General features: G+C 65.3%; 10 protein-coding genes and 1 pseudogene. 4 read left to right on the top strand and 7 right to left on the bottom strand.

Translation table 11 applies throughout. The features are described 5' to 3' along the window. Window positions 1-328: 328 nt before the first annotated feature. Window positions 329-943 carry a hypothetical protein gene (locus EO156_RS02545; protein WP_016849262.1) on the bottom strand — a complete coding sequence of 205 codons (615 nt, stop codon included), beginning with the start codon at window positions 941-943 and terminating at the stop codon, window positions 329-331. A 164-nt stretch (window positions 944-1,107) separates the two neighbouring features. Here EO156_RS02545 and EO156_RS02540 point away from each other — a divergent pair, with 164 nt between their 5' ends. Together EO156_RS02540 and EO156_RS24265 are read left to right on the top strand one after the other, a co-directional pair. After that, the gene (locus tag EO156_RS02540; protein WP_016849261.1) at window positions 1,108-1,662 is read left to right on the top strand and encodes a hypothetical protein; all 555 of its coding nucleotides are present in this window, start codon (window positions 1,108-1,110) and stop codon (window positions 1,660-1,662) included. A gap of 1 nt (window position 1,663) precedes the next feature. Beyond that, window positions 1,664-1,847, top strand: a pseudogene (locus EO156_RS24265) (hypothetical protein). Window positions 1,848-1,992: 145 nt separating this feature from the next. Here EO156_RS24265 and hmgA read toward each other — a convergent pair. From hmgA to hppD, 3 genes are all read right to left on the bottom strand, one after another. Then, a complete protein-coding gene (gene hmgA, locus EO156_RS02530) occupies window positions 1,993-3,306 on the bottom strand; it encodes a homogentisate 1,2-dioxygenase (protein WP_016849259.1) in 1,314 nt (437 codons plus the stop codon). 70 nt (window positions 3,307-3,376) lie between these two features. After that, complete coding sequence (locus EO156_RS02525) at window positions 3,377-3,799, bottom strand: endonuclease domain-containing protein (RefSeq protein WP_103791081.1); 423 nt, start codon at window positions 3,797-3,799, stop codon at window positions 3,377-3,379. 156 nt (window positions 3,800-3,955) lie between these two features. Beyond that, complete coding sequence (gene hppD / locus EO156_RS02520; RefSeq protein ID WP_005931586.1) at window positions 3,956-5,071, bottom strand: 4-hydroxyphenylpyruvate dioxygenase; 1,116 nt, start codon at window positions 5,069-5,071, stop codon at window positions 3,956-3,958. Between the two features lie 123 nt (window positions 5,072-5,194). Between hppD and EO156_RS02515 the strand changes: the two genes are divergently transcribed. Next, on the top strand, window positions 5,195-5,683 hold the full coding sequence (locus tag EO156_RS02515) for a MarR family winged helix-turn-helix transcriptional regulator (RefSeq protein WP_005912639.1): 489 nt from the start codon (window positions 5,195-5,197) through the stop codon (window positions 5,681-5,683). A 378-nt stretch (window positions 5,684-6,061) separates the two neighbouring features. On the opposite strand, the gene EO156_RS02510 is transcribed toward EO156_RS02515, so the two are convergent. The 3 genes from EO156_RS02510 to EO156_RS02500 all read right to left on the bottom strand — a co-directional run bounded on the left by EO156_RS02510 (window position 6,062) and on the right by EO156_RS02500 (window position 9,534). Beyond that, window positions 6,062-6,652, bottom strand: coding sequence for a thioredoxin family protein (locus tag EO156_RS02510; protein WP_005912641.1), 591 nt, complete (start codon window positions 6,650-6,652; stop codon window positions 6,062-6,064). Between the two features lie 11 nt (window positions 6,653-6,663). Continuing rightward, on the bottom strand, window positions 6,664-8,184 hold the full coding sequence (locus EO156_RS02505; RefSeq protein ID WP_016849258.1) for an oligopeptide:H+ symporter: 1,521 nt from the start codon (window positions 8,182-8,184) through the stop codon (window positions 6,664-6,666). 453 nt (window positions 8,185-8,637) lie between these two features. Next, window positions 8,638-9,534 carry a tryptophan 2,3-dioxygenase family protein gene (locus tag EO156_RS02500; RefSeq protein ID WP_003486387.1) on the bottom strand — a complete coding sequence of 299 codons (897 nt, stop codon included), beginning with the start codon at window positions 9,532-9,534 and terminating at the stop codon, window positions 8,638-8,640. Between the two features lie 467 nt (window positions 9,535-10,001). Between EO156_RS02500 and EO156_RS02495 the strand changes: the two genes are divergently transcribed. Beyond that, the gene (locus tag EO156_RS02495) at window positions 10,002-13,583 is read left to right on the top strand and encodes a lamin tail domain-containing protein (RefSeq protein WP_029827918.1); all 3,582 of its coding nucleotides are present in this window, start codon (window positions 10,002-10,004) and stop codon (window positions 13,581-13,583) included. Window positions 13,584-13,605: the final 22 nt, after the last annotated feature.

Raw genomic sequence — 13,605 nt, 5'->3', positions numbered from 1 at the left:
GCATCGACTCACGAGCGCTCACTTCATGCGCTCGCAACCGCAGATGGGCATGCAATCGCGTCGTGACGCGACTCACCGATCATGCACAGCGCAACGCCACCGTTGCGCAGAGCGATTCTCTGACAGCCCACCATCGCTAACCGGCGCGCCCCATGGGCCGATCGGGTGACGTCCATGCTGGTCCACGTGCCGCGGCCTGACACTCGAGCCATTGCGCGGCCGATTCAGGTGGAAGCGAGCTGTCGTATCGCAGCAGGAATTACCCACCCTCCCCGAGCGCAGGATACAAACGCCTGCGCAACACGACACCACCATTGCACCCCGCATTTCAGCCGCAGCCTTCGACGTAATCCACCTGCGGCGGTTTGCCTACGCGCCAGCTGGCGACTTTACCGTCTGCATCGGTCTCGAACACCAGCGCGGTCTGCGTGGCTGCGCCGGGCAGGCGCAGCGTCAGCGCGCCTGGAATGTACTTATGCGGCTGCTCGGTCAGGCCGTCGGGGTACAACGCACGCAACTGCGCCAGGTTCATGCCGACCTTGCCGCCGCCCGGCGCCGTCTCCTTCCGTTCGCTGGTCTGGAAGCGCACCAACTGCCCGCCTTCGAACATGAAGCCGAAGCGACGCGCATCGCTGGTCCACTGTGGGCGCAGCAGGTAACAGCCATCATCGGTTGCCGCTTCGCCTCGCAAATCCCCACCCCAGGCAGCCCGCGCCTGGCTGGCATCCATCCCGAAGCGCAGATCGCCATAGCCATCCATGCGCGCAAGCGCAGCGGGGTCCGGCTGTGTGTGCGGTGGAAATGTGCCAGCTGGCGCCGTAGCCGGTGGGACGGTGGCGGCCGGTTGGTCGTCAGCGGCCGCAACCGGTGCGTGGTCGGCGCTGGCGGGCGCGGGCGATTGGTCGGCGCGGTTGCAGGCGGTCACTACGAGCAATGCGCTCATCAGGCCCAACAATCTGGATGTCATCTGTGCATTCCCTGGACGTGCGCTACAGCGTACACAGCTGCCATCGCGACCATGTGGAGAGCGTGCGACACGCCGTCGCAGTCATGTCATCGGCGCTTCATTGGCGGGCGTCACGCTGTTGGCTTCGCAGGACCGCCGCCATGATCCCACGCAAGACCGAGCTTGCCCTGACCACGCTGCAATCGCACCGCAGCCCGCTGACGCTGCTGCAACGGCGCGCGTTGATCCTGGCCGACGGCCAGCGCGATCTGGCGACGCTCGCCATGCTGCTGGGCGGCGACGGCACTGCCTTGCTGCATAGCCTGTGCGCGATGGGGTATCTGGATCTTGGTACCGCTGCGGGCGGCGCTGCGGGTCAGACGCGCAGTACGGCAGCCACCGCCGCGCTGCCCGATGTGGACCAAGCAGGTATGCCCCGGCCGGACGCAGGGCCCACCGACGAAGAGCTGCAGCGCCTGCGCCGCCGCGCAGCGACCAATGCACGCCTGTACCTGCTCGATATCCTGCAGTTGCAACGCAATGCCCTCGCCGCTGCGCTGCATCGGCAACTGCACGCCGCGCGCGACGAAGATCAGATCAGCACGACCATCGCCGAGGCGTTGCAGGCCCTGCCGCAGATCACGTCGGCAAGTTATGCCGAACGCGTCCGCGCACGGATCGGCGAGCTGCTGCCGGAGACATTGCAAGCCGCGTGATCTGGCAGTCTTGGCCAGCGCGCGCCGACTGGCGCTTGCCGAGTCGCTCAATACGCAGCGAGGGCTGGAGCTGATCGCTGCATCACCGCAACGACAGCAGCCCGCGCACCGGCAGCACCGATCGCAATCACAGCGCCGACGCGCAGACAGCGCAGCTGCAGCACCGCGGCTGCGGTCTGGCTTGAGCGCAGCTGACACCCTGCTGTTCGGCCGCCAGGCGCAGGCGGCTGGTACTCGGGACAGGTATCTAGCCGCCATCCACGCCATGCACTCTGTGCCTGAGCAACGTCCGCACCAACTGACAATTGCTTACGAGATTTTGGTTGCGCGCTAGGTTGCGTCTTCCGTTATCGGCGGTTGAAATGCAGCGCGTAGTCCGGACCAGCACTGCTGGTAATCGGCTTGCCGATGGGCGGCGCTCAATGCCTGCTGCGTAGGGCGCAACACCGCACGCGTTTCGAACATGAAGGCCATGGTGTCGGCGATCACGTCCGGGCGCGTGAGATCTGCCTGTGAAGCCTTGTCGAAGGTGGCCGCATCCGGGCCGTGCCCGCTCATGCAGTTATGCAACGAGGCGCCACCGGGCGCGAAGCCTTCGGCCTTGGCATCGTAGACGCCATGCACCAGGCCCATGAATTCGCTGGCGACGTTGCGATGGAACCACGGCGGGCGGAAGGTGTGCTGTGCTACCAGCCAACGCGGCGGGAAGATCGCAAAATCCATGTTCGCAGTCCCGTGCGTGTCGCTGGGCGAGGTCAGCACGGTGAAGATGCTGGGATCGGGATGATCGAAACTGATCGAGCCGATGGTGTTGAAGCGACGCAGGTCGTAACGATAGGGCGCGTAATTGCCGTGCCAGGCGACGACATCCAGCGGCGAGTGACCGATGTCGGCACGCCAGAGATGGCCCTGGAATTTGGCCACCAGTTCGAACGTGCCTTCGCGTTGTTCGAAGGCGGCATGCGGCGTTTCGAAATCGCGCGGATTGGCCAGGCCATTGGCGCCGATCGGCCCCAGATCGGGCAGGCGCAGCAGGCCGCCAAAGTTTTCGCACACATAGCCGCGCGCGGCGGCGTCCAGCAACTCGACGCGAAAGCGCATGCCGCGTGGAATCACACCAATCTGCTGCGGTTCCAGCGCCAGCACGCCCAGCTCGGTATGCACGCGCAGCCGGCCCTGCTGCGGCACCAGCAGCAGCTCGCCGTCGGCGTCGTAGAAGAAGCGATTCTGCATGGAGGCGTTGGCCGCATACACATGCACGCCAACGCCGGACATCGCTTCGGGCCCGCCATTGCCGGCCATGGTGTAGAGGCCGTCGACAAAATCGGTGGGCACCGACGGCAGTGGCAATGGGCTCCAGCGCAACTGATCCGGCGGCACCGGGCTCGCACCGAAATCGTTATGGAAGTGCGACTGCTCGACCAGCGAGAAGCTGCCATGCACGGCGGCAGGGCGAATGCGATACAGCCAGCTGCGCCGATTTTGACCACGCGGCGCCGTGAACGCGGTGCCGGATAGCTGCTCGGCATACAGGCCGTGCGCCACACGCTGCGGTGAGTTCTGGCCGACCGGTAGACTGCCGGCCACCGCCTCGGTTGCGAACTCATTGCCGAAGCCGGTCATGTAACGCTGGTCGTTGTGCATGGGTGCGTCCGGATGTTGATCCGCCCTCCATGACAGCAGAAGGTTGGGATCGCGTTGGATCAAGCCGCTCTTACCGAAAAAGAGCTGAAGCCTGGCGACTCAATCCCCTCTCCCACCGGGAGAGGGGATTGGGGTGAGGGTACGGCGTAGCGACCATCTTGCAGATCGTCTCAACCACCGCATCCAGCGAAAGCAATACATCATTGTTCCAGAAGCGCAGTACTGTCCATCCTTGTGATTGAAGCCACTGCGACCTTGCCTGATCGCTAGAAGCATCGTGCTGCGATCCGTCCAACTCGATGATCAAGCGTCTTTCGATGCAACAAAAATCTGCGATGTAGGGCGGAATCGGATGCTGGCGCCGGAACTTCAAACCGTGCAGCTGCTTGCTACGTAAACAGCGCCACACTGCACGCTCTGCATCGGTCATCGTTGTACGTAATGCGCGTGCATGGGTACGTGTGGTAGTGGGTAACGGCGGTTTGATTTTCATCGCTCCACCGTACCCTCACCCCAACCCCTCTCCCGTGGGGAGAGGGGCTTTGAGCGCGTGCGGTCTTACGGATTCTCTTGTCAGACAACCAAGGCCCGCTGAAGTGACGCATCAAGATCTTGCCTTAAGCGAATCACCAATCCCTAATCCCAGCCCTCAAAGCACCCCACGCTTCATCTGATCGCGCTCGATGCTTTCGAACAGCGCCTGGAAATTGCCTTCGCCAAAGCCTTCGTTTCCCTTGCGCTGGATGATCTCGAAGAAGATCGGGCCGATGCAGTTGGTGGTGAAGATCTGCAGCAGTTTGCGCTGTTTGGTATCGGGGTCGGCGTCGATCAGGATCTTGTTGCGGCGCAGGCGTTCGACATCTTCGCCATGCGCGGGGATGCGCAGGTCCACCACATCGAAATACGTGTCCGGCGTATCCAGGAAACTCACGCCGGCGGCGCGCATCTTTTCCACGCTGGTGTAGATGTCGTCGGTAAAACAGGCGATGTGCTGGATACCTTCGCCCTGGTACGCATCCAGATACTCGTTGATCTGGCTCTTGGGGTCGGAAGATTCGTTGAGCGGGATGCGCACGATGCCGTCCGGCGCGGTCATCGCCTTGGACACCAGGCCGGTCTTGGCGCCCTTGATGTCGAAATAGCGGATCTCGCGGAAGTTGAACAGGCGCTCGTAATAGTCCGACCAGCGCTGCATGTTGCCGAAATACAGGTTATGGGTCAGGTGGTCGATGAAGGTCAGTCCGAAGCCGGCCGGGTGCTGGTCGGCACCGTCGATCGGCTCGAAATCGGCGTCATAGATGCTGCCGGCCTCGCCATAACGGTCCACCAGGTACAGCATGCAATCGCCGATCCCCTTGACCACCGGCGCCGGGACCGCGCGGGTGTCGGGCTTGTTCTGCACGGCTTCGCCGCCGTTGCCCAGCACCGTCTGCAGCACGGTCTCGGACGGGGTGCGGAAGCGGATGGCAAAGCCGCAGGCGCAGGGGCCGTGCGCGGCGGCGAAATCGGCAGCGAACGAATCGGGATCTTCGTTGAGCAGGAAGTTGACCCCGCCCTGGCGATAGACGGTAATGGGGCGGCTGCGATGACGCAGCACCGCGCTGAAGCCCATCTTGCGGAAATAATCGTGCAGTTGCTCCCCCTGGCCGGCCGGTGCGGCGAATTCGACGAATTCGAAGCCGTCGATGCCCATCGGATTGTCGAAGGTGGTGACCTGCATGCCAGGATCCGGGCGGGTCGCAGTGGTGTTCGGTTGTGCGCTCATCGTCGTTTCTCCACGCTTGGGGGGGCCGCAGGGCTATGCGGAGTAGCAGAAGACCCGCGAGAATGCGCAGGCCACCCTCGGTTTGTAGTTGCAAATGAAACCAAAATCAAGACACAGTGCAACATGAGCGATCTCGACAGCCCCCACCCGCCGCAACATCCCGTGCTGCTCAACCTCGAGCAGTTCCTGCCGTATCGCCTGAGCGTGCTGTCCAACCGTATCAGCAGCAACATCGCCAAGGTATACGGCGATCGTTACGGCATGGCGATTCCCGAGTGGCGGGTGATCACGATCCTGGCGCTATACCCGGGTTCGTCGGCCAGTGAGGTCTCCGACCGCACGGCGATGGACAAGGTCGCGGTCAGCCGCGCCGTGGCGCGCCTGCTGGAGCGCGGCTTCATCCGCCGCGAGACCCACGGCGACGATCGGCGCCGCTCGATGCTGGCGTTGTCGCCGGCCGGGCGGCAGGTCTACGAGACCGTTGCGCCGCTGGTCAACGAGATGGAGCAACGGTTGATGTCGGTGTTCAGCGCCGAAGAACAGCAGGTCCTGGAAAAGCTGATCGACCGGCTGGCCAAGGACGGGCTGCCGCGCATGGCCAGCAAGGACTGAGCAGCGCACGCTGGGAGCGAACGCGCGGTGCCTTGGTGCCGCGCAGGATCTGATCCAGTTGCAATCGATGCTGGCGTACGGCGCTGGTGCAGCACTGGCATCGATGCGGTGCCGCGGCACTGCAGTGGCGCGATTTCGATAGCTTGTCAGCGCGATCGGTCGCGCCTCTTCGCTGGCTCGCCAGCCGCGCATCGCCGTAAGACGTTACGCGCCGGTGTGCGCTGCGGTCGCCAGCAAGACCTCATTACCTCAGGCCAAGGCAGCGCTCGTCAAAGAGAAGACTGGCCGCGTGCGCGCCAGGCGATAGCCATCGCACGATGCAAAACAAAAACCCCCCGCAGCAGTGCGGGGGTTTTTGTTTGACGCGTTCGCGCAGCATCAGGCCTGCGGTGGCGCCCACTGCTTGAGGAAGTCGAACAGCTTCTTGCGGTCGAAGCCCTCGCCCTTGCGCAACTCCGGGCCGGACTGCGTGGTCAGCAGCTTGCCGTCGCTATCCAGCACCAGCAGCGACGGGGCGTCGTTGAGCTGGGCGAACGCCGACAGGAAGGCGGCGTTCTCGTTGGCCGCATCGCGGTTGACCTTGACCACCACGAAGTGCGCGTCGCGGAAGCTGCGCAGCTCGGCATCGCCGCCCATCAACTCGTCCAGCGCCTTGCAGGGCTCACAGGCGGCATTGCCGACGTTGAGCACGATGCGCTTGCCGCCGCGCTTGGCCTCGACCTTGGCCGTCTCCAGATCGGCGGCCGGATCGCGCGAGGGGTCGTATTGCGCGTTGAGCGCGGCAGCCGCGGCGATGTCGGCCGCGGTCGGCGTATTGCCCGAGGACACCGGCTGGCTGGGATCGGCGCTGGGCGGCTTCTGCATCGAGGTATCCAACGGCTTCGGCGCGTCCTGCGGGCTGCTGGTCTGCCCGCAGGCGCTCAACAGACCGCTCAGCAGCAGGCCACAGACAAGGGGCTTGATCGGCATCGCTGTTCTCCTCACTTCACACCATGCATCAATTTATTGATCAGCGGCGCGATCAGGAACAGCAACGCGCCGGCGCCCACCAGCGCCCAGAACCCGAACGTATACCCACCCAGCGCCGAGGACACGCTCATGCCTTCGTTTCCGCTGACATGGCCGGCGAAAATGCCCGACAGGTTGTTGCCGATGCCGGTGGACAAAAACCAGCCACCCATGCCGAAACCGACCAGGCGTACCGGGGCCAGCTTGGTCACCATGGACAGGCCGATCGGCGACAGGCACAGCTCGCCGACCGACTGGATGACGTAGACCATGAACAAGGTCCAGAACGGGATCTTGCCGGCGTCGTTGACCAGGCTGGACAGCGCAAACATCAGCAGCAGGAAGGCCAGGCCGTTGAACAGCAGGCCCAGGCCGAACTTGCGCGGGATCGACGGATTGAAGCGGCCGGACTTGACCCAGATCCAGGCGATGACCGGTGCCAGCGCAATGATGGCGATGGAGTTCACCGACTGGAACCACGCGGTGGGGAAGGTCCAGCTGCCGAAGTTGCGGTTGACGATGTTGTCGGCCAGGAAGGTGAACGAGCTGCCGGCCTGTTCGAAGAACATCCAGAACAAGACGTTGAAGGCGAAGATGATCAGCATCGCAATCACCTTGTCGCGTTGCACCTTGCCTTCGCGGATGCCTTCCACCAGCAGCATCACCGACAGGCCGATGAACAGCACCGTCAGCACGATCTGCAACACATCCGCACCGACCGCGAGCAGGAAGTACACGCCCGGAATCGCCAGCAGGCAGCCCACCAGCACCATCAGCACACGGCCCATGCCCTGCGCGTTCGGCGCCGGTGCGCCGATGCCCTTGAGCTGGACGCGGCCGAACCAGAACCACACCAGGCTGATCAGCATGCCCACGCCGGAAGCCATGAACACCATCTTGTAGGACGGCATGACGTCAGTGCCGAACACCTTTTCGGCCAGCAACTGGGTCAACACCGGCGAGATCATCGCGCCCAGGTTGATGCCCATGTAGAAGATGGTGAAGCCGCTGTCGCGGCGCGGATCGGCCACCGAGTACAGCTTGCCGACCATGGTGGAAATGTTCGGTTTGAACAAGCCGTTGCCGACCACCACGGTGGCCAGGCCGATCTCGAACATGGTGGGGTCGGGAATGGCGATCAGGAACAGGCCGGTCGCCATGACCGCGGCCCCGACCAGGATCGAGCGCTGGTAACCGAGCACGCGGTCGGCCACGTAGCCGCCGAAGATCGCCGCCGCGTACACCAGCGCCAGGTAGGCGCCATAGGTCCGCCCTGCCGGCGCCTGGCCGGGGGCATCGCCATTGAAGAACTGCGCCACGATGTACAACACCAGCGCCCAGCGAATGCCGTAGAACGCGAAGCGTTCCCAGAATTCGGTCATGAACAGCAACCACAACGGCCGCGGGTGGCCGAGCAACGTGGGGAACTCGGGGGGCGCCGGCGGCTGCGGCGGTTTGGAGGCGGATGTCGGCGCGGTCGCGTCAACGCTCATAGAGGTCCCTTGCGTATTCAGTGATGGCTGGGTGCACCGAGGCGAGCCCGGGCGACGCGCGAGGATCACTTAGACGTCATGTACGCGTCAAATTCGCCGGAGTCGGCGACCTGATGGCGGTGGGTGGGAAGAACCTCTGCACCGCCTCCCTTCTCCCGTTGGGAGAAGGTGCCCGAAGGGCGCATGAGGGTGCGATTTCGCGGATTGGTGCCGTTTGCGGAGATGTCCCCGTTAGCAACTAGCTGATCCCTGGAATAACGCCCGTACCCTCACCCCAACCCCTCTCCCGCAGGGAGAGGGGCTTGAGCGCACGGCTACGCGGGTGCGCTGCAGCTCCTTGCGGAATTCGCTCCTTGCAGTGCCTGCTTCTGGCGTTCGGATTTCTTGTCTTTGCTGATTTCGCCTGACCAAGCCACCTGCCCCAGCCAGTCCGGCCCAGCTTCGCTGCGTTGCTCAGCTACCCGCCGTACCAGCATTGCCCTGGGATGAACGAGTTTCCACGCCTACCGAGGTGCGCACGTCGAACAGTTCCGGGAAAAACGTCAGTGCCAGCGCCTGCTGCAGGAAGCCGACGCCGCTGGAGCCGCCGGTGCCGCGCTTGAAGCCGATCACCCGCATCACCGTGCGCATGTGGCGGAAGCGCCACAGCTGGAACTGGGTTTCCACATCCACCAGGTCCTCGCACAGCGCGTACTCGCGCCAGTAGCGGTCGGTGTTTTCGTAGATGCGCTCGAAGACCGGCCGCAGGCTGTCGTCGGCCACGTGTGCGGCGGTCCAGTCGCGGGCCTGGTACTGCTGCGGAATTGCGTGCCCGAAGCGCGCCAGATAGCGCAGGAACTCCTCGTACAGGCTGGGCGCTTCCAACGCCTCGCGCAGCCGCGCCTGGCCCTGCGGGTCGTACGCGAACACCTGCAGCATTTGCGGATTCTTGTTGCCGAGCAGGAACTCGATATAGCGGTATTGCAGCGACTGGAAGCCCGACGAAGGCCCCAGCACATCGCGAAACCCCATGTATTCGCTGGGGGTGAGCGTTTCCAGCACCGACCACTGCTCGGTCAGTTGCCGCAGTACCTGCTTGCTGCGCGCCAGTACCTTGCGGCATTGCCAGACCTCATCGCGCTGCAGATGCACGATGGCCGCGCGCAACTCGTGCGCCAGCAGCTTCAGCCACAACTCGGAGGTCTGGTGCTGGATGATGAACAGCATTTCATCGTGATGCGCCGGCTCGGACAGCGGCTGCTGCGCGGACAGCAGTTGGTCCAGCCGCAGATAGCCACCGTAGGTCAGCCGCCCCTCCAGGTCGGTGTGGATGCCGGGTTCCAGGTCACGCAGGTTCTTGTCGACGGGCATGGCATCGCGCTGAAGATCGGGCCACGCAGGGTAGCGCAGCGGCGGGGATTCGGGATTCGGGATTCGGGATTCGGGATTCGGGATTCGGGATTCGGGATTGGCAGATGGCAGATGGCAGATGGCAGATGGCGAAGCGTATTCGGCCACGCCATCGCCGGCCCTGCCTGGCTGCTTGCAGCCCCGGCGGGATTGCCTGAGGGGATCGGGGCCAGCGAGATACCTGCGCAGGTGCCTCGTAGAAAATCCGCATGCACCAGTGGCCCACCCAGGTCCCAGCGTCGGGCCCGCTTCTTTCACCTCTGAACCACTCAGCAGGCGCGCGGTGCGGTCTCAGCCACTGCGCCGCTGTCACCATATCGTCAACCTAGGTCTGCAAATTCATGCAGAATCGAACGGCGCTGCCGGCCAGGGACGTGGCCGGACCAGGGGAGCGTTTCACGTCTCAAGGATCAGGGGACTCTCATCTCATGCATGTGTTGCAGCGTCGTGCAGCCGTATTTTTGTGTGCGCTGGCCATTGCCGGCCACGCCAATGCCCAGGTCGTCATCAGCCAGGTCTACGGCGGTGGCGGCAATAGCGGCGCCACCCTCCGCAGCGATTTCATCGAGCTGCACAACATCGGCAGTACCCCGGTCAGCCTGGATGGCTGGTCGGTGCAGTACGCCTCCGCGGCCGGCAGCAGCTGGCAGGTCACCCCGTTGGCGGGCACTGTCCCGGCAGGCGGCTATTACCTGATCAAGCAGGCCGATGGCAGCGGCGGCAGCGTGGCGCTGCCCACACCCGATGCCACCGGCACGCTGGCCATGAGCGGCACCGCCGGCAAGGTGGCGCTGAGCAATCGCGCCTCCGCGCTGAGCGGCACCTGCCCCCCCGGCAATGCCGACCTGGTCGGCTACGGCAGCACGGCCAGCTGCGCCGAAGGCAATGCGCCCACGCCGGCCCCCAGCAATACCCTGGCCGTGCTACGCGGCAACGACGGTTGCACCGATACCGACAACAACGCGGCCGATTTCGCCACCGGCGCGCCGGCCCCACGCAATGCCGCCAGCCCCGCGCGCCTGTGCAGTGGCGGCGGCCAGCCGGTCGCCACGCTGGCCGATGTCGGCCAGGCCGAAGGCAACAGCGGCACCCGCAGCTTCGTGTTCACGCTGAGCCTGAGCCAGCCGGCCGGTGCGGGCGGGGTGAGCTTCACCGCCGCCACTGTCGATGGCACCGCCACCGCCGGCAGCGACTACATCGCCCTGCCCGCCACCACCCTGCGCATCGCCGCTGGCGAACGCAGCGCCACCATCTCCGTCGATGTCCTGGGCGACACCACGCCCGAGCCGGATGAAAGCTTCCGCGTGCAGATCAGCGGGGTCACCGGCGCGCTGCCGGCCACGCTGAGCGCTACCGGCACCATCCTCAACGACGACTTCAGTCTGCTGCCGATCCACGCCATCCAGGGCAAGGGCGCACGTTCGCCGCTGGAGGGCCAGGTAGTGGCCACCTCGGGCATCGTGACGGCACGCCGCAGCGCCGGGTTCTTCCTGCAGGCGCCCGATAGCGAAGCCGACGCCGACCCGTCCACCTCCGAAGGCGTGTACGTCTACACCGGCAGCGCACCGCCGGAAGCGGCCGCCATCGGCAACCGGGTGCGCGTGCAGGGCACGGTCATCGAATACGTGCCCACCGCCGACCCGACCCAGCCACCGCTGACCGAGATCGGCGGCAGCGTCACCGTGCTGGCCGATTCCACCGGCAACCCGTTGCCGATGCCGGTGGCGTTGAGCGCGAACTTCCCCAACCCCAACGGTGCCTACGACCAACTCGAAGCGCTGGAAGGCATGCGCGTGGCCGCCGCCAGCCTCACCGTCAATACCCCCACCGGCGGCAGCGTCAACGAAACCAACGCCACGGCGACCAGCAATGGCGTGTTCCATGCCGTGGTCACCGGCGTGCCGCGCGCCTACCGCGAGCCGGGCGTGCAGTTGCCCGACCCGCTGCCGGCCGGCTCGCCTGCCGGCGTGCCGCGCTGGAATACCAATCCGGAAGTGATCGCGGTGGGCAGCGCCGGCGTCGGCGCCGAGCGGCTGGACCTGGCCTCCGGCTGCCAGGTGCTCGATGTGGTCGGCCCGCTGGATTACAGCTTCCGCCGCTACACGCTGTACCCGGAACGTACCCCGCAGGTGAGCTGCAACGGTGCCGACCAACCACGCCCCGCACCGATGCCGCAGGCCGACGATGTGGCCGTGGCGACCTACAACATGGAGCGCTTCTTCGACGACCAGAACGACCCGGCCATCGGCGAACCGGTGCTCACGCCGGCCGCCTTCCAGGCCCGCCTCAACAAGGCCTCGCTGGCGATCCGCAACTACCTGCACACACCCGATATTTTGGGCACGGTGGAGGTGGAAAACCTCAGGGTGCTGCAGACCCTGGCCGCACGCGTCAACGCCGATGCGGTGGCCGCCGGCCAGCAGGATCCCAAGTACGTGGCGTACCTGCAGGAAGGCAATGACGTCGGCGGCATCGACGTCGGCTTCCTGGTCAAGACCGCAGACATCGCTGGCGGCGTGCCGCGGGTGGAAGTGCTCTCGATCGCCCAGGAAGGCAAGACCACCACCTGGACCGAGCCGGGCGGCGGCGTGAGCCTGCTCAACGACCGCCCGCCGCTGGTGCTCACCGCCAACGTGCATCAGGCCGACGGCCGCACGCTGCCGCTGACCGCCATCGTGGTGCACCAGCGTTCGCTCAACGGCGCCGAAACCGACGATGCCGCCGGCACCCGCATCCGCGCCAAACGTCAGGCGCAGGCCGAGTATCTGGCGCGCCTGCTGCAAACCCGTCAGCAACTGAATCCCGACGAAAAAGTGCTGGTCATGGGCGACTTCAACGCGTTCGAATTCAACGACGGCTACGTGGATGCGATGGGCACGGTCACCGGCAAACCGGCGCCGGATGCGCAGACCGTGGTGGGCGGCGATGGCGCCGATCTGGTCAACCCGGATTACACCGACCTGACCTGGTTCAACACGCCCGACCAGAGCTACTCGTACGCCTTCGACGGCAACGTGCAGTCGCTGGATCACATCCTGGCCAACGAGGCGCTGATGCGCGCGCCGCAGATCGCGTCGTTGTCGGTGGGCCATGCACGCATCAATGCCGACTTCCCCGGCACCGCGCGCAACGATGCCAATACACCGACGCGGTTGTCCGACCACGATCCCACCGTGGTGCTGTTGCGCATGCGCGAGCAAGTCAATGCGGACCTGGGCGTGGCAGTGACTGCTGCGCGTGATCAGGTCGTCGAAGGCGAGCGCATCGACTTCAGTGTGGATGTCGAAAACCGCGGCCCCGACAGTGCGGCGTTCGCTGCGGTTGCCTTGGCGTTCGATGCCGCCGTGAGCCCACGCGTCACCGCAGCACCTGGCTGGGTCTGCCAACCGCCGCAGACCGGCACCCAGACGGTGGTCACCTGCACCATTGCATCGCTGGCAGCCGGTAACGCTCAGAACTTCTCAGCGCAGGTGGAGGCGGGTGCGGCGTTGGCCGGACGGACGTTGACCCTGGCTGCATCGGTGGCTTCGCAGACTCCCGATCCGCAGTCGGGCAACGACACCGATGCGGCCAGCGTGACCGTACAGGCGCAACCCCGCAGCGACCTGGCGGTACGTTTCGACGGCCCGAGCGCCCTGCCGAGCACCGCCTTCAACGCCACCTACCGCGTGCTGTTGGGCAATGTCGGCGCCGCACCGGCGCAAGGCCCCAGCCTGGTAATCGAAGGCAACACGGTGTCGGCGTTGTCGCAGTTGGTACCGCCGCAGGGATGGCGTTGCGACAAGCAGACGCAGTCGCTGCGTCGTGCCCGCTTTGTCTGCAGCACCGCCGCAGTGGTACTGCCCGGTGCGCAGGCAACGTTCCAGCTGACCGTGGCGGCCAGGCCCATCCCGGCCGAAGGCGCGGTGCGGGTACAGGCCACGGCGACGTCCGGTTCGCCCGACGCCAATCCGGCCGACAACACTGCGCTGATCGTGACGCCGATCGGCGGAGGTGACGGGCGCCGCTAATCGCAGTGCAACACGTCGCAGT

Source organism: Xanthomonas sp. DAR33341 (genome assembly GCF_003992815.1).
Classification (GTDB): Bacteria; Pseudomonadota; Gammaproteobacteria; order Xanthomonadales; family Xanthomonadaceae; genus Xanthomonas; species Xanthomonas cissicola.
Note: the sequence above shows the minus strand (reverse complement) of the source record. Positions and strands in the feature narration are given on the sequence as shown.